General features: G+C 70.2%; 21 protein-coding genes and 1 pseudogene. 6 read left to right on the forward strand and 16 right to left on the reverse strand.

The annotated features are described in order from the left end of the window. Positions 1-23: 23 nt before the first annotated feature. On the forward strand, positions 24-1142 hold the full coding sequence (gene dnaN / locus ACWC5O_RS24455; RefSeq protein WP_450583975.1) for a DNA polymerase III subunit beta: 1119 nt from the start codon (positions 24-26) through the stop codon (positions 1140-1142). Positions 1143-1251: 109 nt separating this feature from the next. Then, positions 1252-2265, forward strand: coding sequence for a sigma-70 family RNA polymerase sigma factor (locus ACWC5O_RS24460; protein ID WP_450583976.1), 1014 nt, complete (start codon positions 1252-1254; stop codon positions 2263-2265). On the opposite strand, the gene ACWC5O_RS24465 is transcribed toward ACWC5O_RS24460, so the two are convergent. After that, positions 2149-2535: an STAS domain-containing protein gene (locus tag ACWC5O_RS24465; protein ID WP_450584172.1), complete on the reverse strand. Its 387-nt coding sequence runs from the start codon at positions 2533-2535 to the stop codon at positions 2149-2151. The two genes, ACWC5O_RS24460 and ACWC5O_RS24465, sit on opposite strands and share 117 nt — an antisense overlap. A 68-nt stretch (positions 2536-2603) precedes the next feature. On the opposite strand from ACWC5O_RS24465, the gene ACWC5O_RS24470 reads away from it, so the two are divergent. After that, entirely contained in the window at positions 2604-3524 is a 921-nt protein-coding gene (locus ACWC5O_RS24470; protein WP_450583978.1) for an AEC family transporter, read from the forward strand. A gap of 3 nt (positions 3525-3527) precedes the next feature. Here the strand turns inward: ACWC5O_RS24470 and ACWC5O_RS24475 are convergent, their stop codons facing one another. The 9 genes from ACWC5O_RS24475 to ACWC5O_RS24515 all read right to left on the reverse strand — a co-directional run bounded on the left by ACWC5O_RS24475 (position 3528) and on the right by ACWC5O_RS24515 (position 14118). Beyond that, positions 3528-4124, reverse strand: coding sequence for a Uma2 family endonuclease (locus ACWC5O_RS24475; protein ID WP_450583980.1), 597 nt, complete (start codon positions 4122-4124; stop codon positions 3528-3530). A 95-nt stretch (positions 4125-4219) separates the two neighbouring features. Continuing rightward, positions 4220-5497: a thymidine phosphorylase gene (locus tag ACWC5O_RS24480; protein ID WP_450583982.1), complete on the reverse strand. Its 1278-nt coding sequence runs from the start codon at positions 5495-5497 to the stop codon at positions 4220-4222. A gap of 71 nt (positions 5498-5568) precedes the next feature. After that, entirely contained in the window at positions 5569-5973 is a 405-nt protein-coding gene (locus tag ACWC5O_RS24485; RefSeq protein WP_450583984.1) for a cytidine deaminase, read from the reverse strand. Next, positions 5970-7232 carry an ABC transporter permease gene (locus ACWC5O_RS24490; protein ID WP_450583986.1) on the reverse strand — a complete coding sequence of 421 codons (1263 nt, stop codon included), beginning with the start codon at positions 7230-7232 and terminating at the stop codon, positions 5970-5972. The genes ACWC5O_RS24485 and ACWC5O_RS24490 overlap by 4 nt, the downstream gene beginning before the upstream one ends. Then, a complete protein-coding gene (locus ACWC5O_RS24495; RefSeq protein WP_386579108.1) occupies positions 7232-8353 on the reverse strand; it encodes an ABC transporter permease in 1122 nt (373 codons plus the stop codon). The genes ACWC5O_RS24490 and ACWC5O_RS24495 overlap by 1 nt, the downstream gene beginning before the upstream one ends. Further along, complete coding sequence (locus ACWC5O_RS24500; protein WP_390772787.1) at positions 8350-10062, reverse strand: ABC transporter ATP-binding protein; 1713 nt, start codon at positions 10060-10062, stop codon at positions 8350-8352. The genes ACWC5O_RS24495 and ACWC5O_RS24500 overlap by 4 nt, the downstream gene beginning before the upstream one ends. A gap of 234 nt (positions 10063-10296) precedes the next feature. Continuing rightward, positions 10297-11343, reverse strand: a complete 1047-nt coding sequence (locus ACWC5O_RS24505; RefSeq protein WP_450583988.1) for a BMP family lipoprotein — start codon at positions 11341-11343, stop codon at positions 10297-10299. Positions 11344-11559: 216 nt separating this feature from the next. Next, positions 11560-12588: a BMP family lipoprotein gene (locus tag ACWC5O_RS24510; RefSeq protein ID WP_390772716.1), complete on the reverse strand. Its 1029-nt coding sequence runs from the start codon at positions 12586-12588 to the stop codon at positions 11560-11562. 288 nt (positions 12589-12876) lie between these two features. Continuing rightward, positions 12877-14118: an amidohydrolase gene (locus ACWC5O_RS24515; protein WP_386579103.1), complete on the reverse strand. Its 1242-nt coding sequence runs from the start codon at positions 14116-14118 to the stop codon at positions 12877-12879. A gap of 226 nt (positions 14119-14344) precedes the next feature. On the opposite strand from ACWC5O_RS24515, the gene ACWC5O_RS24520 reads away from it, so the two are divergent. Further along, positions 14345-14998 (forward strand): class I SAM-dependent DNA methyltransferase, encoded by a 654-nt coding sequence (locus ACWC5O_RS24520; RefSeq protein WP_450583990.1) that lies wholly within the window; start codon positions 14345-14347, stop codon positions 14996-14998. Here ACWC5O_RS24520 and ACWC5O_RS24525 read toward each other — a convergent pair. The 3 genes and pseudogenes from ACWC5O_RS24525 to ACWC5O_RS24535 all read right to left on the reverse strand — a co-directional run bounded on the left by ACWC5O_RS24525 (position 14995) and on the right by ACWC5O_RS24535 (position 18311). After that, a complete protein-coding gene (locus ACWC5O_RS24525; RefSeq protein ID WP_450583992.1) occupies positions 14995-16776 on the reverse strand; it encodes a protein kinase domain-containing protein in 1782 nt (593 codons plus the stop codon). The genes ACWC5O_RS24520 and ACWC5O_RS24525 overlap by 4 nt on opposite strands. 511 nt (positions 16777-17287) lie before the next feature. Continuing rightward, positions 17288-17907: pseudogene (locus ACWC5O_RS24530) on the reverse strand (hypothetical protein). Beyond that, on the reverse strand, positions 17907-18311 hold the full coding sequence (locus ACWC5O_RS24535; RefSeq protein WP_390772719.1) for an ATP-binding protein: 405 nt from the start codon (positions 18309-18311) through the stop codon (positions 17907-17909). Before ACWC5O_RS24535 ends, ACWC5O_RS24530 begins: the two are co-directional and overlap by 1 nt. Before the next feature lie 202 nt (positions 18312-18513). Here ACWC5O_RS24535 and ACWC5O_RS24540 point away from each other — a divergent pair, with 202 nt between their 5' ends. Together ACWC5O_RS24540 and ACWC5O_RS24545 are read left to right on the forward strand one after the other, a co-directional pair. Further along, positions 18514-19350, forward strand: a complete 837-nt coding sequence (locus ACWC5O_RS24540; protein WP_390772720.1) for a helix-turn-helix domain-containing protein — start codon at positions 18514-18516, stop codon at positions 19348-19350. Positions 19351-19358: 8 nt separating this feature from the next. After that, positions 19359-19538, forward strand: coding sequence for a DUF397 domain-containing protein (locus ACWC5O_RS24545; protein WP_450583995.1), 180 nt, complete (start codon positions 19359-19361; stop codon positions 19536-19538). Here the strand turns inward: ACWC5O_RS24545 and ACWC5O_RS24550 are convergent. From ACWC5O_RS24550 to ACWC5O_RS24560, 3 genes are read right to left on the reverse strand one after another with little or no spacing between them, the layout of a single operon-like run. After that, the gene (locus tag ACWC5O_RS24550) at positions 19535-20683 is read right to left on the reverse strand and encodes a hypothetical protein (protein WP_450583996.1); all 1149 of its coding nucleotides are present in this window, start codon (positions 20681-20683) and stop codon (positions 19535-19537) included. The two genes, ACWC5O_RS24545 and ACWC5O_RS24550, sit on opposite strands and share 4 nt — an antisense overlap. A gap of 47 nt (positions 20684-20730) precedes the next feature. Then, a complete protein-coding gene (locus tag ACWC5O_RS24555) occupies positions 20731-21669 on the reverse strand; it encodes an N-acetylneuraminate synthase family protein (RefSeq protein WP_450583998.1) in 939 nt (312 codons plus the stop codon). A gap of 12 nt (positions 21670-21681) precedes the next feature. Beyond that, positions 21682-22971, reverse strand: coding sequence for a cytidylyltransferase domain-containing protein (locus tag ACWC5O_RS24560; RefSeq protein WP_450583999.1), 1290 nt, complete (start codon positions 22969-22971; stop codon positions 21682-21684). Positions 22972-22992 lie beyond the last annotated feature (21 nt).

Genomic DNA, 22992 nt, shown 5'->3' on the forward strand with positions numbered 1-22992 from the left:
CGGCCGAGCGGGGGGATTGTCGTATGGAGTTCCGGATCGCACGCGCGGACCTGACCGAGGCGGTGGCCTGGTCGGCGCGGGCGCTGCCCGCGCGGACACCCGTGCCGGTGCTGGGCGGGCTGTCGCTGACGGCCGGGGCGGGGCGGCTGACGGTGTCGGGGTTCGACTTCGAGACGGCCGCGCGGGCCGAGGCCGACGCCGAGACGGTGACCGAGGGGCGGGTGCTGGTCCTCGGACGCAGGCTGCTGGACATCTGCCGGGTGCTGCCGGAGGGCCCGGTGAGCTGTGCGCTGGAAGGCTCTCGGTTCACGGTGGAGGCGGGCGGCACGCGGTTCGGGCTGTCGACGCTTCCCTTCGAGGAGTACCCGGCTCTTCCCGCCGTGCCTGAGGTGTACGGCGGTGTCGACGCGGCCGCGTTCGCGACGGCCGTCGGGCAGGTGGCCGTGGCGGCGGGCCGGGACGACACGCTGCCGGTGCTCACCGGGGTCCAACTACGCCTGGAAGGCGAGGAGATGACCCTGTCGGCCTCGGACCGGTACCGCTATGCCGTACGGCGGCTGGAGTGGAAGCCCGCGACGGACGCGGCCGGGGCGGGCGTGGAGGTGCTGCTGCCCGCCCGGCGGCTGCTGGAGGCGGCGCGGTCGCTGGCCCGGAGCGGGACCGTGCGCATCGGGCTCGATCCGGCCGCGGGGGCCGACGGGGGCGTGGTCGGGTTCGAGGGCGGGCGGACGCGGACGGTGCTGCGGCGGCTGGAGGGGCGGCTGCCGGGGTACGGCACGCTGTTCGGGCTGGCGGGGGCGGCGGTGGCCGAGGTGGAGTGCGAGGCGCTGGCGGAGGCCGCGCGGAGGGTGTCCGTCGTGGCGGAGGCGAACGGCCCGGTGCGGCTGGACTTCTCCGGCGAGGGCGGGTCCGTGCTGGTGCGGGCCGGGTTCGGGGACGACATGGCGGCCCAGCGGGTGCCGGCCGTGCTGCGCGGGGCCGAGGAGGTCAGCGTGGCCTTCAACCCGGCCTATCTGCTGGACGCGCTGAACTCCTTCGAGGGGCCCGGGCTGCGGCTGGAGCTGCTGGGGGCGGGGCAGCGGGTGCTGCTGGGCGACGGCGGGCACCGGCATCTGCTCATGTCCGTGAAGCAACTGGTCTGAGCTGGTCCTTTTCGTACTCGGGGGGCCATTGTCAGTGGGCTGCGGTAGCTTCCGAAGTGCTGGAGCGCGAAGGCGCGTGAACAGAAACGGCCACAGGGGTGGGTGGACGATGGGCGACAGCACGGCGACGGCGGACCTCGACGTCGCACTGGAGAAGCACCGGACCGAGCTGACCGGGTACTGCTACCGCATGCTCGGCTCCTCCTTCGAGGCCGAGGACGCGGTGCAGGACACCCTGATGCGGGCCTGGCGGAGCTACGACAAGTTCGAGGGCCGTTCCTCCCTGCGCTCGTGGCTGTACCGGATCGCGACGAACGTGTGCCTGGACATGCTGACGGCCGGGAACAAGCGGGCCCGCCCCATGGACCTCACCGACTCGACGCCCCTCGCCCAGGCCGCCCTCGCCCCCCGCCCGGACAACACCTGGCTGGAGCCGGTGCCGGACGCGCGCGTGCTGCCGACGGTCGAGGACCCGGCGGAGGCGGCCGTCGCCAAGGAGTCGATCCGGCTGGCGTTCATGGCGGCCCTGCAGCAACTGCCGCCCAAGCAGCGGGCGGTGCTGATCCTGCGCGAGGTGCTGGCCTGGAAGGCGAGCGAGGTCGCCGAACTGCTGGACACCACCGTCGCCTCGGTCAACAGCGCGCTGCAGCGGGCCCGGGCGACGCTCGCCGAGCGGGAGCAGGCCGGCGCCGACGCGGCGGTCTGCGACCCGCTCGACGAGGAGCAGCAAAAGCTCCTGGAGCGCTATGTGAAGGCCTTCGAGGGCTACGACATGACGGCGCTCACGGCGTTGCTGCACGAGGACGCCATCATGACGATGCCGCCGTTCGACCTGTGGCTGACCGGCCACGACGACATCACCGGCTTCATGACCACCCTGGGCGCCGCCTGCGCCGGCTCCCGCCTGCTGCCCGTGCAGGTCAACGGGCTGCCGGGCTTCGCCCAGTACAAGCCGGACCCGGAGGCGGGCGGCTTCACACCGTGGTCGATCCAGGTCCTGGAGATCTCAGACGGCCGGCTGACCGGGTTCCACTTCTTCCTCGACACCCAGCGCTGGTTCCCGCTCTTCGGCCTCCCCCTCCACCTGGAAGCGGAGCCCGACAAGATCGAGGAGGGCGTGTAGCGAGGGGTCCGGGTCCCGCAGCCGTATCCGCCCTCCGGCCCGCCGTGCGGCCAGCTCCAGCCGGGCGAGCAGATCGACCGCGCCCAGGCCGGGCGGCCCGAGCCCGCCCACGTCACAGACGACGACCCCGGCCCCGGTGACCTCCAGCAGCGCCCGTACGTCGTCGCACAGCCCCGCCACCTCGTCCCTGGTGACGGGGCCGGCCGGCACGAGCACGGCAGGTGTCCTCTCATCCACGTGCGGTAGACCGGCGAGGCTCCCGCAACTCATCGCGGCGGCCCGCACCCGGGCGGAGATCACATTGACCCGCTGCCCCGCTCCGCCGGAGGGTGGGGGCCGTGCAGGGGGTGCTGAGCGGGTTCGCGGTGATCGCGGTCGTCATCGGGGTGGGTTATGTGCTCGGGCGGCGCGGTTCGCTCGGCGACCAGAGCCGCGACGTCCTGACCGCGCTGGCGTTCACCGTGGCGGGCCCGGCGCTCCTCTTCACGACCCTGGCCAGGGCCGACCTGTCGGTCCTGTTCTCCAGCCGACTCCTGGTGACGGCCCTGAGCACGGCCGCCGTCTCCGGGGTCTTCGTGGCGATCGGCGCGCTGCGCCGCTGGGGCGTGGGCCGCACCACGATCGGCGCCCTGTGCTCCGGCTACGTCAACTCGGGCAACCTCGGCATCCCGATCGCCGCGTACGTCCTGGGCGACGCGTCCTTGGTGGCACCGGTACTGCTCTTCCAGGTCGTCCTGGTCACCCCCATCGCCCTGACGGTCCTGGACCTCTCGGGGATGGGTGAGAAGGGCACGCTCCGGCGCCGCCTGCTGACGCCGCTGCGCAACCCGATAGCGGTCGGCTCACTGTCGGGCGTCCTGGTGTCGGCGGCGGGCTGGGGGGTCCCCGACCCGGTCATGGACCCCCTCACCCTGATCGGCAACATGTCCGTCCCGGCGGCACTCCTGGCATTCGGCATGTCCCTGCACGGCAGCGCGGCCCCTGGCCGGGGGCGGGACCGTCAACTGGTCCTGCTGTCGGTGGCGTTGAAGTCGGTGGGGCAACCGCTGGTGGCGTGGGCGCTGGCGCGGGAGGTCTTCGGGCTGCACGGCGCGCCGCTGCTGGACGTGGTGGTGACGTCGGCGCTGCCGGCCGCGCAGAACCTGTTCACGTACGCGAGCCGCTATCGGGTGGCCGAGGGCCTGGCCCGGGAGTCGGTCCTGTTGTCGACGGTGGTGTCGGTGCCGGTGTTGGTGGGGGTGGCGGCGGTGTTGGGCTGAGGATCAGCCGACAGGAAAAGCGCTCGTGTCGAGCGTGCAGTTGAAGGGCTCCGGCAACTTGATCGGGTCGCCGAACTTCCCTGCCTGCAAGACGCGGTAGACGTCGCCCTTCGGTTCGCCGTAGAGCGTGAACGTGGGACCGCCGGGGGCCCAGCTGTCGATGAGGAGGTAGAGGGGCACAGCAGCCTTGGCGTAGCCGGCCGCCTTCGTGATCCGGTCAGTCCGCGCGTTCGACTTGGAAGTGATCTCCACGATGAGCTCAGCCGCGCCGGCGGGGATGTACTCGTCGTCTCCCTCCTCGTCCAGCACCTCCTCGGGTCCCACCGCGAGGTCCGGGATGTAGATGCTGTCACGGGACGGGACAGCCGTACCCAGCGTCGGGAAGAGGCCCCAACCCTCTGGAATGACGTCGGCCAGGCCGAGAATCACCTTGCTGGCGATCTTGTTGTGGGCCCTGGACGGCGGTGGTGCCACGGTGACGATCCCCTCGATGATCTCCACCCTGCAGCCCTCGGGTGCGTCCGTTTCCTTCCAGATCCGGACAAGCCCGTCCCACTCATGGCCGCTGGCCGTGATGTGGTCGACGGTGAGTGCGCTCATGGCGGTCTCCAATCGGTGCGTCACCGATCCCAGCATGCCGAACGGGACCGGCGGAGGTCCACCGATCCCGTTCACCCGAAAGATGAATCCCCTGGTCAGGCGATTCGTTCCAGCACAACGGGCGACGCCGTGAAACCCGTGCCCGGCGCCGCGATGTCGTACGAACCCTCCACCGCCTGCAGCGCGTACTCGAAGCGCTCCGGGGTGTCGGTGTGCAGGGTCAGCAGGGGCTGGCCCTCGGTGACCGTGTCGCCGGGCTTGGCGTGCATCTCGATGCCCGCCGCCGCCTGCACCGGGTCCTCCTTGCGGGCGCGGCCCGCGCCGAGGCGCCAGGCGCCGACACCGATGTCGTAGGCGTCCAGGCGGGTGAGGACGCCGGAGGAGGGGGCCTTGATGACGTGCTGCTCGCGGGACGTGGGCAGCACCGCGTCCGGGTCGCCACCCTGGGCCGCGATCATCCGGCGCCAGACGTCCATCGCCGAGCCGTCGGCCAGGGCCTTCGCGGGGTCCGCGTCCTTCACGCCGGCGGCGTCGAGCATCTCGCGGGCGAGCGCGATCGTCAGCTCCACGACGTCCGCGGGGCCGCCGCCGGCCAGGACCTCCACCGACTCGCGGACCTCGAGGGCGTTGCCCGCGGTGAGGCCGAGGGGGGTGGACATGTCGGTCAGGAGGGCGACCGTCTTCACGCCGTGGTCGGTGCCGAGGCCGACCATCGTGGAGGCGAGCTCGCGCGCGTCCTCGATCGTCTTCATGAAGGCGCCCGAGCCGACCTTCACGTCCAGGACCAGGGAGCCGGTGCCCTCGGCGATCTTCTTCGACATGATCGAGGAGGCGATCAGCGGGATCGCCTCGACCGTGCCGGTGACGTCGCGCAGGGCGTACAGCTTCTTGTCGGCGGGGGCGAGGCCGTCGCCCGCAGCGCAGATCACCGCGCCCGTGGTGTCCAGGACGTGCAGCATCTCCTCGTTGGAGAGCAGCGCGCGCCAGCCCGGGATCGACTCCAGCTTGTCCAGGGTGCCGCCGGTGTGGCCGAGGCCGCGCCCCGAGAGCTGGGGGACGGCCGCGCCGCAGGCCGCCACCAGGGGCGCCAGCGGGAGGGTGATCTTGTCGCCGACGCCGCCCGTGGAGTGCTTGTCCGCGGTCGGGCGGGACAGCGAGGAGAAGTCCATGCGCTCTCCGGAGGCGATCATGGCCGCGGTCCAGCGGGCGATCTCACGCCGGTTCATGCCGTTGAGCAGGATCGCCATGGCGAGCGACGACATCTGTTCGTCGGCGACCTCGCCGCGGGTGTACGCGTCGATGACCCAGTCGATCTGCTCGTCGGTCAGCTCACCGCGGTCCCGCTTGGTGCGGATGACGGAGATGGCGTCCATGGCCATGGCTTTCCTTCCGGAGGTGCGAAGTGCACGGCCCCCCTGCGCAGGACAGGGGGGCCGTACGGGAGTTACTTGGAGAGATGGTCCGGGCCGAAGGCCTGGGGCAGCATCTCGGAGAGCGGGAGGATGCCCGCGGGGGTGTCCACGAGCAGGCCGGGGCCGCCGAACTCGTAGAGCAGCTGGCGGCAGCGGCCGCACGGGACGAGCAGCCCGCCCGTGCCGTCCACGCAGGTGAAGTGCGTGAGGCGGCCGCCCCCGGTGCGCTGCAGCTGCGAGACCAGGCCGCACTCGGCGCACAGGCTGATCCCGTAGGAGGCGTTCTCGACGTTGCAGCCGCTGACCGTGCGCCCGTCGTCGACCAGTGCCGCGACGCCGACCCGGTACCCCGAGTAGGGGGCGTAGGCGTGGGACATGGCCTCCCGCGCCTGGGCGCGCAGCGCCTCCCAGTCGAAGTCGGCGGCCGGACCGGTCACTTGCCCTGTCCCTTCCGGTACGGCAGGCCGTCCGCCTTCGGCATGCGCAGCTTCTGCGCGGACAGCGAGAGGACGAGCAGCGTGACGATGTACGGGGTCGCCGTCACCAGCTGGCGCGGAACCTCGTTGGTGGAGGCGTACCAGACGAACATCAGGGCCGCGATGACGACCGTGATGACGGCGGGGACGTACTTCTTCTTCCACGCCAGGTAGGCGGCGCCGAACACCAGGAGGATCGCCAGCAGCAGGATCAGCGCGTGGACGTTCACCGTGCCGCCGCGCAGGTTGAGGCTGTCGGTGTAGCCGAACAGGCCCGCGCCGAGGGCGAGGCCGCCCGGCATCCAGTTGCCGAAGATCATCGCGGCGAGACCGATGTAGCCGCGGCCGGCCGTCTGGCCGTCGAGGTACACGTTCGAGGCGACGATGGACAGGAACGCGCCGCCGAGGCCGGCGAAGCCACCGGAGATGATCACGGCGATGTACTTGTACTTGTACACGTTGACGCCGAGGGACTCGGCCGCCACCGGGTTCTCGCCGCAGGAGCGCAGGCGCAGACCGAAGGAGGTCCGCCACAGCACCCACCAGGTCGCCGGGACCAGGGCGACCGCGATCACGGTCAGCGGCGACAGGTCGGTGACCAGACCGCCGAGCAGGCCGGCGATGTCGGAGACCAGGAACCAGTGCTTCCCGTTGAGCGTGTTCAGCCAGTCCGACAGGCCCGGGATGCTGAACTCGCCCAGGGAGTCGATCGGCGGGGACTGCTTGGTGGAGCCCTGCGGGGCGTTGGCGAAGGTGAACTTCGACAGGTAGCGGGTGGTGCCGAGGGCCAGGATGTTCAGCGCCACACCGGAGACGATGTGGTTCACGTTGAACGTGACCGTGGCGATGGCGTGCAGGACGGCGCCGAGCGCGCCGCCGACGATGCCGAAGACGACACCCACCCACGGGCCCCACTGGTAGCCGGCCCAGGCGCCGAACCAGGTGCCGAGGATCATCATGCCCTCGAGGCCGATGTTGACGACGCCCGCGCGCTCGGCCCACAGGCCGCCGAGGCCCGCGAGGCCGATCGGGACCGCGAGCTGCAGCGCGGCGGACATCTGCCCGACCGAGGTGATGCCGTCCGCGCCGGTGATGATGCGGACGATCGAGGTCAGCACCAGCACGCCCGCGATGACCAGCAGGAGTACCGGGAGGGACATACGGCGGCCGCCCTTGCCGGGCTGCTTCGCCTGCGGCTTGGCGATGGTCGCGGTGGACATCAGGCAGCCACCTCCTTGTTGGTGTTCTTGGCGGCGGCCGCGGCCAGCTCGGCGCCGACCTTGTGCTGCTGGCGGCGCAGGGCCCACTGCTGGACGAACGCGTACGAGATGACGACCGCGAAGACGATCAGGCCCTGCATGATCGTCGCGATCTCCTTGTCGTACGCCACGGGGGTCGCGTAGTCGAGGGCGGGCGAGGCCTTGTCGAGGAAGGCCCACAGCAGGGCGGCGAGCGCGATGCCGCCCGGGTTGTTGCGGCCGAGCAGAGCGATACCGATGGCGGTGAAGCCGAGGCCCACGGGGAAGCTCAGGCTGTAGGTGTGGCTTTCGCCGAGCAGCAGCGGCAGGCCGGCGAGGCCCGCGATGGCGCCGGAGATCAGCATCGAGACCAGCACCATGCGCTTGGCGTCGACGCCGGAGGCCGCGGCGGCGGTCTCCGAGGCGCCGGTGGCGCGCAGGTCGAAGCCGAAGCGGGTGCGGTTGAGGACGATCCAGTAGCCGATGCCGAGGAGGACGGCGAGGAAGACCAGGCCGTAGATCTCACCGACGTCCGAGCCCAGGTTGATGCCCGGGAACCAGCCGGACTTCTTCATGATGCCGGTGGTCGAGTTGTTGCCGACCTGCACGCCCCACACGTCGGTGAGGGTGACGTAGCCGATGACGGCGGTGGCGATCGCGTTCAGCATGATCGTCGCGACGACCTCGCTGACGCCCCGGGTGACCTTCAGGACACCGGCGATGCCGGCCCAGAAGGAGCCGGTGGCCATGGCGACCAGCAGCAGCAGCGGGATCTGCAGGAAGCTGGGCAGGGCCACGTGCGCGCCGACGACGGCGGTCATCACCGCGGCGAGGCGGTACTGGCCGTCGACACCGATGTTGAACAGGTTCATGCGGAAGCCGAGGGCGACCGCGATGGCGGCGATGTAGTACAGCGACGCCTGGTTGATGATCAGCACCTGGATGTCCGAGTACGGCAGCTGCTGGAGCATCAGGGTGTACGGCTCGATCGGGTTCTTGCCCGAGGCGAGCAGGACCACGGAGGTCAGCACGATCGCCAGGACGAGCGCGATGACCGGGCCGGCCACCGCGACGAGCACCCGCTCCTTGTCGAACTTCTTCATCGGGCCTCGTCCTCCGGACCGGCGTTGTCGTCGCCCTCGGGGGCGGTCTCTTCGTGCTCCAGGTGACCGGACGCGGCACCCGTCATGGCCGAGCCCAGCTCCTCCGGCGTGATGGTGGCCGGGTCGGCGTCGGCGACCAGCCTGCCGTCGTAGATGACGCGCAGGGTGTCCGACAGGCCGATCAGCTCGTCCAGGTCGGCGGAGATCAGCAGCACGGCCAGGCCCTCGCGGCGGGCCTCGCGGATGCGGTCCCAGATCTGCGCCTGGGCGCCGACGTCCACACCACGGGTGGGGTGGGCGGCGATCAGGAACTTCGGGGCGTGGCTCATCTCGCGGCCGACGATCAGCTTCTGCTGGTTGCCGCCGGACAGGGAGGCCGCGGTGACGTCGATGCCGGGGGTACGGACGTCGTACTCCTCGACGATCCGGCGGGTGTCGTCCTGGGCGCCCTTGGGGTTCAGCCAGAAGCCCTTGGCGTTGGGCTTCTCGGTGACGTGGCCGAGGATGCGGTTCTCCCAGAGCGGAGCCTCCAGCAGCAGGCCCTGGCGGTGGCGGTCCTCGGGGATGTAGCCGACGCCGGACTCACGGCGCTTGCGGGTGGGCCAGGGGGTGATGTCCTCGTCCAGGAAGACGATCGAGCCGGAGTCGGCGTTCTTGGTGCCGATCAGCGCGTCGATCAGCTCGGTCTGGCCGTTGCCCTCGACACCGGCGATGCCCATGACCTCGCCGGCGTGGATGGTGAAGGAGACGTCGTCGAGGACACGCTTGGCCGCGCTGGGGCTGGTGGCCTCGGTGAGGATGTCGGCACCCGGTGCGGCGCCGGCCGAGCCGGTCGTGGCGGTCTCGGGCTGTGCGCCGAGCTCCCCGAGGGATGCGCCGCCGCGGGCGTACACGGTGAGGTTCCTGACCTCCAGCACCGCCCGGTCGGTCACGGTGGACTCGGCGGTCTCCGGGGTGGGCAGCTCGCTGCCGACCATCAGCTCGGCCAGCTGGCGCGGGGTGGTCTGGGAGGGGATCGCGGTCCCGACCGTCGTACCGCGCCGGATGACGGTGATGTCGTCGGCGACGGACAGTACCTCGCCCAGCTTGTGGGAGATGAAGATGACGGACAGGCCCTCGGACTTCAGCTCGCGCAGGTTGTCGAAGAGCGCGTCGACCTCCTGCGGGACCAGCACGGCGGTCGGCTCGTCGAGGATCAGGGTGCGGGCGCCGCGGAAGAGGACCTTGAGGATCTCCACGCGCTGACGGTCGGCCACACCGAGGTCCTCGACCAGCACGTCCGGGCGGATGCCCAGGCCGTAGCGGTCGGAGATCTCCTTGATCTTCTTGCGGGCGCCACCGCCGATGCCGTACAGCTTCTCGCTGCCGAGCACCACGTTCTCCAGCACGGTCAGGTTGTCGGCCAGCATGAAGTGCTGGTGGACCATGCCGATGCCGCGGGCGATGGCGTCGGCGGGGCTGGAGAAGCTCACCTGCTCGCCGTCGATCTGGATGGTGCCCTCGTCCGGCTTCTGCATGCCGTAGAGGATCTTCATCAGGGTCGACTTGCCGGCGCCGTTCTCGCCCACGAGGGCGTGGACGGTGCCCTTGCGGACCGTCAGGTGGATGTCGTGGTTGGCCACGACACCCGGGAATCGCTTGGTGATGCCCGCGAGCTCGACCGCGACTGTCGACGGAGCGGTGAGCGGAGGGCTGCTGGACGCGTCGATGGCGCACTCTCCTCGGGAAAGGGGCCGCTCTACGCGCGTAGCGCCCCTGCTTTAAATAGTGCCCGGATCTGACCGACCTTGATCGAGAGCTTCGTCTCGATCAAAAATCCGATCCGTCCCGAGCATTCTGCCGCGCGAACGGGGTGCGGGCAGGTCATCCTCTCCGCACCCCGTTCCGTGGCCGTAACGCTGCCATTACAGCGTTCTGTTGGCCAAGGCTTCTGACCTAGATCGTCAGGAGGTCTTCACCGTGATGCTGCCGTTCTTGATGCCTTCCTCGGCCTTCTTGATGGCGGCCTGGATGGCGGCGTCCTTCGCGAAGGCCGGGTTGGACTGGGCGATGCCCACGCCACCCGACTTCAGGTCACCGCGGATCTCGCCGGAGAGCGGCTTGTTGTCCTTGATGACGGACGTGGAGAGGTCGTAGACCGCGCCCTCGACGTTCTTCAGGGCCGAGGTCAGGATGTAGTTCTTGTACTTGGCCAGCGCGGCCTGCTTGTACTGGTCGGAGTCGACGCCGATGGCCCACACCTTGTGCTCGGCGGCGGACTTGATCACGCCCTGGCCGGAGAGGCCGGCGGCCGCGTAGACCACGTCGGCACCCGCGTCGATCTGACCGTTGGCCGCGTTCTCACCCTTGTCCGGGCTGGAGAAGCCGCCCTCCTGCGGAGTCTGGGTGAGGTACTGCGACTCGATCTTGATCTTCGGGTTGACCGACTTGGCGCCCTGGATGTAGCCGGCCTCGAACTTGTGGATCAGCGGGAGGTCCACGCCGCCGATGAAGCCGATGTGGTTCTTCTTGGTGGCCTTGGCCGCGGCCACGCCCGCCAGGTACGAGGACTGCTCCTCGTGGAAGACCATGTCGGCGACGTTCTTCGCCTGGATCGTGCTGTCGTCGACGATGCCGAAGGTGACCTTCGGGTACTTGCCGGCGACCTGCTTCACGGCCGGCGCGTAGGCGAAGCCGACGCCGATGACCGGGTTGTACCCGGCCTTGGCGAGGGTCTCCAGGCGCTGCACCTTGTCCGCGTCCGTCTCGTTGTCCTGCGGCTCGACGTCCCGGCCGCTGACGCCGAGGTCCTTCTCGGCCTTCTGGAGGCCCGCGTAGGCGGCGTCGTTGAAGGACTGGTCGCCCTTGCCGCCGACGTCGTACGCCAGGCCGATGCCCTTGGACTTGCCCTCGCTGGAGGAGGAGGTGGACGAGCTGCCACAGGCAGAGACGGTGACGGCCAGCGCTGCGGTCGCAACGCCTGCAATCGTGATACGGGACACCCGGCGCATGGAACGTGACTCCTTTGTGCAAGCGCCCAAACCAGGCGCTGGTTCCGCCGCAGCGTAACGCGCGTAGACCTGACGGAAAACCCCCAATGTCCGGTCCGTTATCTAGCTGTGGCCACCGTCACTGCCAAGGTTACGGACAGCAGTACGCCCCTTGCGGGAGGCAAGGGGCGTACGGGGTACGACGGCGCCCGGTCGGGCGCGGAGCCGGGGGTCAGATCACTTGGTGTTGACCGTGATCTTGCCGCCGACGATGTCCTGCTTGGCCTTGTCGACCGCGGCGACGACGTCCTTCATGGCCTGGTACTTCGGGTTGGAGTCCGCGAAGCCGACACCGCCGGACTTCAGGTCACCGCGGACCTCGCCGGACAGCGGCTTACCCTCGTACACGGACTTGGACAGGTCGTAGACCGCGCCGCCGACGTTCTTCAGGGCCGAGCCGAGGATGTAGTCCTTGTACTTGGCCAGCGCGCTCTGGGAGTACTGGTCGGAGTCCACTCCGATGGCCCACACCTTGTGCTCGGCGGCGGACTTGATCACGCCCTGGCCGGAGAGGCCGGCCGCGTGGTAGATCACGTCGGCACCGGCGTCGATCTGGCCGTTGGCCGCGTTCTCACCCTTGTCCGGGCTGGAGAAGCCGCCCTCCGCCGGGGTCTGGGTCAGGTACTGCGACTCGATCTTGATCTTCGGGTTGACGGACTTGGCGCCCTGGTCGAACCCGGCCTCGAACTTGTGGATCAGCGGGATGTCGACGCCGCCGATGAAGCCGATGTGGTTCTTCTTGGTGGCCTTGGCCGCGGCCACGCCCGCGAGGTACGAGGACTGCTCCTCGTGGAAGACCATGTCGGCGACGTTCTTCGCCTGGATCGTGTTGTCGTCGATGATGCCGAAGGTGATCTTCGGGTACTTGCCGGCGACCTGCTTCACGGCCGGCGCGTAGGCGAAGCCGACGCCGATGATCGGGTTGTACCCGGCCTTGGCGAGGGTCTCCAGGCGCTGCACCTTGTCGGCGTCGGACTCGTCGGCCTGCGGCTCGATGTCCTTGCCGCCGATCTTGAACTCGTCCTGGGCCTTCTTGAAGCCGGCGTAGGCGGCGTCGTTGAAGGACTGGTCGCCCTTGCCGCCGATGTCGTAGGCGAGGCCGATGCCCTTGGCGGAGTACTTGCCGTCCTTGGTGGAGGTATCGGTGGACTCGGTGCTGGACTTGCCGCATCCGGCAGCCGCGAGGGCGACGACCGCGACGGTCACCGCAGCTTGGGAGAACCTCGTTCTCCGGGAGATCTTCCGAGAGAGCAGACGCACAGCAAGCACTCCTTCATCCCCACGGCGCCGTCACGGGCCGCTGTCCCCAATGTGCCGCCAGTGGTGGCGATTCGGCGCACAGTAACGCGCGTAGAAGGGGAGGGGAACGGGGTTTTTCCCGGCCGTTATCGATTCGTGCCGACTCCGGGTTACAGCTGTGCGCCGCCGGTTACGCCAGCATGACACAAGGGGACGAAGAGGCACCGAACGGGTGCCCCTCCCCCTCCGGGCGGCCTACAGCTCGTCGAGCAGTACGGCGGCCGTGAACATCTCCACGCCGACCGTGATGGCGCGCTCGTCGGCGTCGAAGTCGCCCTGGTGCAGGTCACGGGACGTGCGGTCGCCGGGGGTGCGGACGCCGAGGCGGGCCAGGGCGCCGGGCACCTGCTCCAGGTACCAGGAGAAGTCCTCGCCGCCGAGGCTCTGCTGGGTGCTCTCGACGGACCGCATGCCACGCCGGGCGACCATGGACTTGCGCAGCAGCTCGGTGGACTCCCGGTCGTTGACGACCGGCGGCACGCCCCGCACGTAGGTGATCTCCGACTTGGCCCGGTGCAGGGTGGCGATCTCGTCGATGGCCGCGTGCACGATGTCGGGCGCCTCGCGCCAGGCATCCAGGTCCAGGCAGCGGACGGTGCCGGACAGCTCGGCGTGCTGCGGGATGACGTTCGGGGCGTGGCCCGACTCGATCCGGCCCCAGGTCAGGGCGAGGCCGCTGCGGGTGTCGACGCGCCGGGCGATCAGCGCGGGCACGTCGACGGCGACACGGGCGGCGGCGGTGACCAGGTCGGTGGTCAGGTGGGGACGGGCGGTGTGGCCGCCGGGCCCGTCCAGGGCGATCTCCAGCCGGTCGCAGGCGCTGGTGATGGGCCCGTGCCGCAGCCCGATCCGGCCGACGTCGACCTTGGGGTCGCAGTGCACGGCGAGGATCCGGCCGACCCCGTCGAGCACCCTGTCCTCGATGGCGCCGAGGGCGCCGCCGGGCATGACCTCCTCGGCGGGCTGGAAGAGCAGCCGCACCGGGCGGGACAGCAGCCCCTTGGCGTGCAGGTCGGCGAGGACGAGCCCGGCGCCGAGCACGACCGAGGTGTGCACGTCGTGGCCGCAGGCGTGGGCGCGGTCGGGCACCGTGGACCGGTACGGGCAGTCGGTCTTGGTGTCCGGGATGGGCAGGGCGTCGATGTCGGCCCGCAGGGCGATCAGCGGGATGGCGGGCCGCTCTCCCTCGGCGAGCTGATGTCCCTCTGGAAGCCCGATGTCACAGATGAGCCCGGTTCCGGTGGCGAGCACGCGGGGGCGCAGCCCGGCCTGCTCCAGCCGCTCCTTGATCGCGGCGGTCGTACGGAACTCCTGGTTGCCCAGCTCCGGATGCATGTGCAAGTCGCGCCGGAAGGCTACGAGTTCGGCGTGCAGGGACTCGCTGAGCACGCCGGGGAGAACATCCCCGGGGACATCGGCCTCATACTCTAGGGACATCAATTGGTTCACCCTCTGAAGGGTAGGACGCCCAACCGGTCAACTGAGCCTCGATCAACAAAACTTCAGCCCGTTAGGTGAAGAAAATCTGACCGGCGGACGCATGGCGGCGGAGTCTGGTGGGTAAAACCTCTGTTTCCTCCTTCCACGGATACCACGCCCACCCATACTCCCGCTCTACAAGTCCACGGACCGGACCAAGCCCGGGCCAGTAGGCTCCGCGCTCGTGAGCGACTCGACCGTGAGCTTCCTGCAGACCACCCGCTCCTCCTACGACGCCATCGCCAAGGACTACGCGTCCCGCTTCCCGGACGGCCTGTTCCATCCCCTGGACCGGCAGCTGGTCACCGCCTTCGCCGAGCTGGTCACGGCGAACGGCCCGGCCCCCGTGGCCGACCTCGGCAGCGGCCCCGGTTACGTCACCGCCCGCCTGCATGCGATGGACGTCCCGGCCTTCGGGGTGGACGTCTCCCCGGCGATGGTGGCCCTGGCCCGCGAGGCACACCCCCAACTCCGCTTCCACGTGGGCTCGATGACGTCCCTGGACCTCCCCGAAGCCACTCTGGGCGGCATCCTCGCCCTGTACTCCACCATCCACGTCCCCGACGATCACCTCCCGACCGCCTTCGCCGAGTTCCACCGCACCCTGGCCCCCGGCGGCCCGGTCCTGCTCGCCTTCCAGTCCGGCCCGGAACCTGGCCACCTCCATCTGGCGGAGCGCTTCGGCCATCAGATCGACCTGGACTACTACTGGCGCACCCCGGAGCAGGTCACGGCGCTGCTCACGGAGGCGGGCCTGGAAATGGTGGCCACGGTGGTGCGCGAGCCGGACGCGGAGGAGACCCGCCCGAGGGCGTTCCTGCTGGCCCGAAAGCCCTAGCCGTCCGTCGCCGGCACCGCGTCGCGCCAGATCGTGACGTCCAGGGTGACGTAGCGGCTGGCGCTGGTGCTGGGCGACTGGCCCTGGAACGTCGCGAGGGCGATGACGCCGTCCGGTGTGGTCACGCAGAACTGCCTGCCCTTGGACAGACGGCTCACGGAGATCCCGTCCCCCTGGCGGATGTACCGCGTCTCGTGCCTGCAGACGTCCAGCGAGCCCTTGGCGCCCTGGTCGAGCAGGGCGAGTTCGTTGCCGACGGTGCTGACCGAGCAGGTGCCGCTGCCGCACACCAGGTCGAGGTCGTGGTAACCGCCGTCGTGGCGCGGCACCGGCGGTCTGTCCGCGAACTTCAGGGCGTAGCCGTCGGCCAGGTCGATGTTCTTGTAGACGGTGGGCTCGGGCGCGCTGCCCGAGGCCGCGCCGGACGGCGAGCCCGTCTTCTTCCCCCCGCTCTTCGCACCTCCCGTGGCCTGCGCACCGGAGGTGCCGGCCCACTTCGCGTCGCCACCGTTGCTGGAACTGGAACCGCCGCCGAGGTTGCCGAGGTAGCCGACGACTGCGGCTATGAGCAGGACGGCTCCCGCGACACAGCCGAGGACGACCCCGGCCTTCGGGCGTCGGACGGGGCGGCTCACCGGCTGAAGGGGCTGAACGGGGTGGGCGGCCTGGGTCGGCGCGTAGTGGGGGTGCGAGGAGACCGCCGGAGGCTGCTGACGGGCCATGGGCGGCTGCTGGGGCACCGGAGCCGACGGGGACACGGCCGTCGGCTGGTACGGGTCGGGCGCCCCCGACGCGACCGTCGGGGGGTGCCGCGGCGCGGCGGGTACGAATGTCCCGCCGGGCCCTGTCGGAGGCTGCTGGGGTGGCACAGGCGCGGGCAGAGGCGCGTCGTAACGGCCGGCGATGACGGTGGTCACCGCGCCCGGCAGCCAGTCCTCGGGCCGGCGCAGCTGCGGGGTGCCGGAAGCGGCGCTGCACAGGGCGAGGACCTCGGCGAGCGAGGGGCGGGTGTCGGGGTCCTTGGCGAGGCACCGGCGTACGAGTTCGGTCAGCTCGGCGGGCAGTCCGGTGAGGTCCGCCTCCTCGTGCACGATCCGGTAGAGCACGGCATGGGAAGGTCCGTCCCCGTGGGCGGACCTGCCCAAAGCAGCGAAGGCGGCGACCTGGCCGAGGGCGAACACGTCGGACTGCGGACCCACGGCCCGCCCCGCCGCCTGTTCCGGCGACATGAAGGCGGGCGTGCCGACCGTGACCCCGCTACTGGTCAGCGCGGTGGTGTCGGCGGCGCGGGCGATGCCGAAGTCGATCACTCGCGGGCCGTCCGCGGCCAGCAGCACGTTGGACGGCTTCAGGTCGCGATGCACGATACCGGCGCCGTGCACGACCTGGAGAGCCTCGGCCACGCCGGCGGTGAGCAGCAGGACGGTGGAGGCGGGCAGCGGCCCGTGCTCGGCGACCGCCACGGCGAGCGTGGGCCCGGAGACGTAGGCGGTGGCCAGCCAGGGCTGCGGACCCTCGGTGTCACTGTCGATCACCGGCGCCGTGTACAGCCCCTGCACCCGCTCGGCCGCCCGCACCTCCTGCGCGAACCGCCGCCGGAACTCCGGATCCTCCGCGAACTCCGGCCGGATCACCTTGATCGCGACCGGACGCCCGCCCGGCGTGTGGGACAGATACACCTTGCCCATCCCACCCGCCCCGAGCCGGGCGACCAGCCGATACCCGGCGATCACCCGCGGATCATCCTCGGCCAGCGCCTGAAAAGCTCCTTCGGGCATGCCGGTGCCGTCCATCGATCCCCCGTGTCACTCAACTCGTCTGCGGCGCAGGGATCTTAACGTGGTGCCTGATCCTGGGACCCCGTCAGCCTCTCCCGTCACACGAGGGCGGTGATTGGTGGATCTGCGCCACCCTCACCCCGAGCCACCAGCCTGACCTGCGAGTCTTGCCCACCCCGCCCCGCCCAAATCCACCACTCGCCACCTCCCAGCCAACCATCGCCCCCACTCCCTGGGACGAATCCACCACCCGCAGGCCGCCAATCCCACCCGGCATGCCGCCACAGCGCTGCCGCGCCCCTCAGCCAACGGCACGAACGCAGCCGGCCCCAGGGGCCGACAGAGCCAAGCCGCCCAGTTTCCCCCGGCCGCCCGCTCGCTTCTTCCCCGTGCTGGAGCGAGCCGTGTCAAGGGTCGGCCGCAGACCGATCGCCGAAGGCGACGCGGGAGCGCCCTTGACTCGGCTCGCGGAGGCACTGGCCAAGAAGCGGGCGGCCCACCCCAGCCCCGCTCACTCCTCGGCGAACAGCTCCGCCGCGTCCGTGGCGTTCACGGCCAGCTGGGACCAGGCCTCGAGTTGGTCCAGATCAGTGCAAGCCTCCACGCGTTCGCGGGCAGTGTCGGTCACCGAGAGGCCGCGCCATTCCAGGATGTGGAGGATCATCTCGGCCTTGGCCTCGGCCCGACCTTCTTCGCGGCCTTCCTCGCGCACCTGCTCGGCCAGCGGGTGTCGCCAGAAGTACTGGATCGCCGTCATCAACGGATGGGCTGCGAGGCCCAGCGTGCCGTGGCGCTGCTCTGGGTGATGACGATGAGCACGGGCTCGCAGCGGTACTTCTCGTACAGGTAGGACAGGTAGGACAGGTAGCACGGCCAGCTGCCCCGCTTGCGGTTGTCCACCTTCCCCTGCGACTCCACCACCAGGAGATACGTGCCCTCGTCCGTCTCCGCCCGCAGTAGCGTGTCCACCCGCCGCTCGACCGGTTCGATCTCCGTCAGGTCCACGTTCAGCGCGGCGATCTTCCGAGGCTCGGGGAACGGCACGTCCAACACACTCTGTAACGCCCGGGTCAGCAGCGCCGGATCCTTCTGGAAGATCCGGTGCAGCGCCTCATGCGAAGAACCCACCATCACGCAGCCCCCAGCTCACACCACACGAACTTCCCCCGGTTCCCGAACCTGGCCGACGGCTGCCAACCCCAGAAGTCCGCGCACGCCCTGACCAAGCCCAGCCCCCGCCCCTCCTCCAACTCCTCAACCTGCTCCAGCGGCCGCGGAGGCTCCGGCGGCCCGGGGTCCGTGTCCCACGCCCCGATCCACACCACCCCCTCCGGGGAGCGACGAACCCTCAACGCCGCCGGCCCCTTCGTGTGCCGTACGGCGTTGGAGACCAGCTCCGTCGCCAGGAGTTCCGCCATGTCCACCAGCCCGATCAGGTCGTGCATCGTCAGGATCAGGCGCAGGGTCCGGCGACAGATGGTGACCGCTCTGAGGTCGTTCGGGATGTACAGCGTGTAGTCCCAGGATTCAGGCATGCCTCAACTCCGTTCAGTGAAAGCGCAATTCACGCGCGGTGGCATTGCCGCAGCCGTCATGGCACGGCGAAGCGGTGCGCTTCCGCTGCGTGTGCGTCGCGTCACTGACGGTAGGTCTTTCATGTAAGACAGAGCAAGCCGATCGCGTAATCTGCCCCCGAACGAGCCGCACTGGCGGACACGTTGAACCAAGGAGCAACTGATGGTCCTCAGGCGCGAGCCAACCGCACGTCAGATGCGACTGGGGGTCGAGCTGCGCAGGCTCCGCGAGGCGGCAGGGCTCACCGCCATCGAGGCGGCGGCGCTGCTTGGCACGAATCGGGTCCAGATCAGCCAGATCGAAGCCGGGTTCGCGGGAGTGAGCGAGCAGCGACTGCGTCGCCTTGCCTCGCACTACGCCTGCACGGACGAGGAGTTCATCGACGCACTGGTGGCGATGGCCACCGATCGGACACGCGGCTGGTGGGAGGAGTACCGGGGCCTGCTGCCCACGTCGTTCCTGGACCTGTCCGAACTGGAGCACCACGCCCGGTTCCAGCGCAACGTGGCGATTCTGTACGTGCCGGGCCTGTTACAGACGGAGGATTACGCGCGTGCCGTCTTCTCGTCCAGGCTGCCTGAACTCACCCGGGATGAGCTTGAGTTGCGCATCCAGCATCGAAAGGCACGCCAGGAGATCACCATCCCGTACGAGGCGGTGATCCATGAGGCTGCACTTCGGATCAGAGTCAGCGACCGCGCCACCTCAAGGGCCCAACTCGCGCGGCTCCTCGAACTCTCCGAAGCGGACCACATCACCTTGCGCGTCATTCCCTTTGACCTGGACGGCTTCGCCGTGGCCTCCAGCACAATGAGGTACGTGGGCGGCCCCCTGCCCAAGCTGGACACAGTGGTGCGGGACGCGCCTCATGGCTCAGTTCTCATCGACTCCGAGGCTCAGCTCAAGACTTATCGAACGCGCTTCCGTAGGGTGGAGGCCGTATCACTCGAACCGGACCAGTCCCGTGACTTCATCCACCGGCTGACAGAGGAACTGTGAGGCACCGCATGGAAAACTGGCGGAAGTCGTCCTACTCCGGCGAGGGCGACGGCAACGACTGCGTGGAGATCGCGAACTCCCCCAGCCACGTCGCCGTCCGCGACACGAAGGCCCCGAGCCGAGCCACCCTGACCTTCCCAGCCGAATCCTTCGCCCCCTTCATCGAGGCCCTGAAAGCATCAAGCTAGGCCAACCCCACAGCCGCCAGCCGATGCACATCCTTCGCCGTCCCCGTAACCCCCGACAGGAACCCCTGCGCCCGAGGTGAGGCGTTCTCCGTCAGCCAGCTCGGGTCGATGTCGCAGACGGCCACACGGACGCCCGTGCCCGCCAGCGCCAACGGAAGGGTGTGCACGACCGTCGAGGGGAAGCTGAGGATCGTACGGCCGATCGGACCACGGCGGGCGATCAGCTCCAACGGCAGATCCGGGCGGACTATCTCCAGGCCCGTCTCGGTGGCCAGGCGGTGCAGCTTGTCGGTGTGCTCGCGGCGGTGAGCGAAATACCGCGTCGCGCCGTGGGCCCTGGCGAGGGATCGCACCGCCTCCAGGTAACGGTCGCCGTCCACCACGCCCGTCTCGACCAACGACGTACCCACCATGTCGGCGCCCTTGGTGATGCGCGGCGGGCCGAAGCGGGCGCGGGTCCAGGCGAAGTCGTTGGTGGTGACCGTGACGCCCTCGGGGGTCTCCGTCACGGGCATGGAGGAGAAGACCTCGACGCGGCGGCGGTCGCTCGGTGTGAGGCGGCGGCGGGCCGAGGAGGAGACGGGGGCGAAGAGCAGGTCCCTGGCTCCGGGGCGGCCGCCCTTGCGGTGCCAGCGGACCAGGCGCTCGCCCCGGGCGAGCTGGGCGACGAACTCCATCGTCGCCGTGCCGTCGTCGACGACGACCAGGTCATGGGCCCGGGTGATCGTCAGCAGCAGTTGTACATAGCGGGAGAACGGGTCTCCCATGACGATGCGGTCGGCCCGGCGGAGGGAACCCGCCAGGCCGCCGATCGTGTGGAAGGGCGCGGTCGTACCGCCCCGCGCCTCCTCCCAGCGCACCCGGTACCCCTCGTCCCGGGCCAGGTCCGCCATGCGGCGCAGCTGGCCCCGGGTCATGGGGTCGGTCGGGGACAGGACGACGACGGTGAGCTCCGCGCCGGCGTGCGCCTGGGCACCGTCCGGCGACCGCCGTGCCTGTGCGGGCACGGACAGCCGGACCGGCTCGGGAGCGCCGCGCAGGCCGTGGAGGTGAGCCCACTCCAGTACGTTCAGCAGCTGTACCGGGCTCTCCACGAAGGCGAGCGTGTGGGCGGGGTGGCCGGCCTGACCGGCGCGGGGGCTCATCGTCGTACGACCGTCCCGTCGTAGGGCATGTAAGGCGATCAGGGCACTCAGACCGCGACCGGCTCGCCCGCCGCCGCCGCGATCTCCGCCTCGGCGACGACACCGGCGACGCGGCGCAGCTTCTTCATCGGGCCCAGCTCGGAGTCGTAGACCTTCTTGACGCCGTCACCGAGGGAGGCCTCGATGGTGCGGATGTCACGGACGAGGCGCGTGAGGCCCTGCGGCTCGACGGAGGCAGCCTGGTCCGAGCCCCACATGGCGCGGTCGAGGGTGATGTGACGCTCGACGAAGGCGGCGCCGAGGGCGACGGCGGCCAGCGTGGTCTGCAGGCCCGTCTCGTGGCCGGAGTAGCCGATCGGGACGTTCGGGTACTCGTCCTGCAAGGTGTTGATGACGCGGAGGTTGAGCTCCTCGGCCTTCGCCGGGTACGTCGAAGTGGCGTGGCAGAGCAGGATGTTGTCGCTGCCCAGGACCTCGACCGCGTGACGGATCTGCTTCGGGGTCGACATGCCGGAGGACAGGATGATCGTGCGGCCCGTGGAGCGCAGGGCGCGGAGCAGCTCGTCGTCCGTCAGGGAGGCGGAGGCCACCTTGTGGGCGGGCACGTCGAACTTCTCCAGGAAGGCGACCGCCTCGGTGTCCCACGGGGAGGCGAACCAGTCGATCCCCTTCTCCTTGCAGTACTCGTCGATCTGGCGGTACTCGTCCTCGCCGAACTCCACGCGGTGGCGGTAGTCGATGTAGGTCATCCGGCCCCAGGGGGTGTCGCGCTCGATGTCCCACTGGTCGCGCGGGGTGCAGATCTCCGGCGTGCGCTTCTGGAACTTCACGGCGTCGCAGCCGGCCTCGGCGGCCACGTCGATCAGCTTGAACGCGTTCTCCAGCTCACCGTTGTGGTTGATGCCGATCTCGCCGCAGATGTAGACGGGGCGGCCCGGGCCGGCCTCGCGCGTACCGAAGGTGCGGATACGGGAGTTGGTGCTCATCGGGGGATGTCCTTACTTGGGGAGGGAATCGAGAGAGGGGCCGAGGATCCAGCTGGCGATCTCTCGGATCGCGCCGTCACCGCCGGGGATGGCGGTGACCGCGCGTGCGGCGCCGCGTACGACGTCGTGGGCGCTCGCGACCGCCACGGGCCAGCCGACGAGGGCGAAGCACGGGAGGTCGTTGACGTCGTTGCCGACGTAGAGCACGCGCTCCGGCGCGATGCCCTGCTCCTCGCACCACTGCTTGAGGGCGAGGTCCTTGCGGTCGATGCCGTGCAGCACCGGGAGCTTGAGCTTCCGGGCGCGGGCGGCGACCACCGGGTTCTGTTCCGTGGACAGGATCAGCATCTTCAGACCGCTCCTGCGCAGGGCGGCGATGCCGAGTCCGTCTCCGCGGTGCACGGAGACGAACTCCCGTCCGTCGGAGTCGATCAGCACCCGGTCATCGGTCTGGGTGCCGTCGAAGTCGAGGACTACGGCGTCGATGTCGTCGTAGGTGGGAAGGGCGCCGGGCCGGTCCGCGTCGAAGAGGGGGGCCAGCGCACGGGCGCGGGCCAGGTCGTGCGGGTCGTCGATCTCCAGCACCCGGGACGGGTCGGTGCGGACCAGCTCGGTGTGGCCGAAGAAGCGGTGCCGGTGCTCGCGGAAGCCGGCCGCGTCCATCGCGTAGGCGGCGCCGGTCTCCAGCAGGTCCTGGGGGCGGTCCTGACGGCGCGGGCGGAAGGACTTGTCGTGGTTGACGCCGTAACCGCCGCCCACGGAGGCCGAGTCGGTGTCCTCGGCGACCGAGCCGGTGGCGACCGGCGCCGGTACCGGCACCGGCGCGTCCGCCTCGTCCCGCCAGATGAAGCCGTGGAAGGGGGCCACGGTCACGGCCGTGTCGGCGCCGTTCTCGACGATGGCGCCGGCCACCCCGTCGATGTCCTCACGGACGATGAACGGGCTGGTGCACTGCACGAGCAGGACGACGTCGACGGCCGCGCCGTGCAGGGCCTCGTGGGTGTCCATGGCGTGCAGGACGGCGGCCTCGGAGGTGGCGGTGTCGCCGGCGATGGCGGCGGGGCGCAGCACGACCTCGGCGCCGGCCTGGCGGGCGGCGGCCGCGATGGCCTGGTCGTCGGTGGAGACGACCACGTCGGTCACCAGCCGGGCGGCGCGGCACTCGCGCACCGCGCGGGCCACCAGCGGGACACCGCCGACGGAGGCGAGGTTCTTGGCGGGGACGCCCTTGGAGCCGCCGCGCGCCGGGATCACTGCGAGCACGCGGCGCACCGCGGGTGCGTCGGGGTTGGCGTCGGTCATGTGCTCCACTCCTTGCCGTGG

The sequence above is a fragment of the Streptomyces sp. NPDC001450 genome, assembly GCF_053597295.1.

Coding starts and splice junctions, on each gene's coding strand:
- ACWC5O_RS24535 (WP_390772719.1), bottom strand. CDS start 18,311: ATGCCTGAATCCTGGGACTACACGCTGTACATCCCGAACGACCTCAGA.
- ACWC5O_RS24490 (WP_450583986.1), bottom strand. CDS start 7,232: ATGTCCACCGCGACCATCGCCAAGCCGCAGGCGAAGCAGCCCGGCAAG.
- ACWC5O_RS24460 (WP_450583976.1), top strand. CDS start 1,252: ATGGGCGACAGCACGGCGACGGCGGACCTCGACGTCGCACTGGAGAAG.
- ACWC5O_RS24560 (WP_450583999.1), bottom strand. CDS start 22,971: ATGACCGACGCCAACCCCGACGCACCCGCGGTGCGCCGCGTGCTCGCA.
- ACWC5O_RS24525 (WP_450583992.1), bottom strand. CDS start 16,776: ATGCCCGAAGGAGCTTTTCAGGCGCTGGCCGAGGATGATCCGCGGGTG.
- ACWC5O_RS24540 (WP_390772720.1), top strand. CDS start 18,514: ATGGTCCTCAGGCGCGAGCCAACCGCACGTCAGATGCGACTGGGGGTC.
- ACWC5O_RS24555 (WP_450583998.1), bottom strand. CDS start 21,669: ATGAGCACCAACTCCCGTATCCGCACCTTCGGTACGCGCGAGGCCGGC.
- ACWC5O_RS24505 (WP_450583988.1), bottom strand. CDS start 11,343: ATGCGCCGGGTGTCCCGTATCACGATTGCAGGCGTTGCGACCGCAGCG.
- ACWC5O_RS24465 (WP_450584172.1), bottom strand. CDS start 2,535: ATGAGTTGCGGGAGCCTCGCCGGTCTACCGCACGTGGATGAGAGGACA.
- ACWC5O_RS24475 (WP_450583980.1), bottom strand. CDS start 4,124: ATGAGCGCACTCACCGTCGACCACATCACGGCCAGCGGCCATGAGTGG.
- ACWC5O_RS24550 (WP_450583996.1), bottom strand. CDS start 20,683: ATGAGCCCCCGCGCCGGTCAGGCCGGCCACCCCGCCCACACGCTCGCC.
- ACWC5O_RS24480 (WP_450583982.1), bottom strand. CDS start 5,497: ATGGACGCCATCTCCGTCATCCGCACCAAGCGGGACCGCGGTGAGCTG.
- dnaN (WP_450583975.1), top strand. CDS start 24: ATGGAGTTCCGGATCGCACGCGCGGACCTGACCGAGGCGGTGGCCTGG.
- ACWC5O_RS24545 (WP_450583995.1), top strand. CDS start 19,359: ATGGAAAACTGGCGGAAGTCGTCCTACTCCGGCGAGGGCGACGGCAAC.
- ACWC5O_RS24515 (WP_386579103.1), bottom strand. CDS start 14,118: ATGTCCCTAGAGTATGAGGCCGATGTCCCCGGGGATGTTCTCCCCGGC.
- ACWC5O_RS24495 (WP_386579108.1), bottom strand. CDS start 8,353: ATGAAGAAGTTCGACAAGGAGCGGGTGCTCGTCGCGGTGGCCGGCCCG.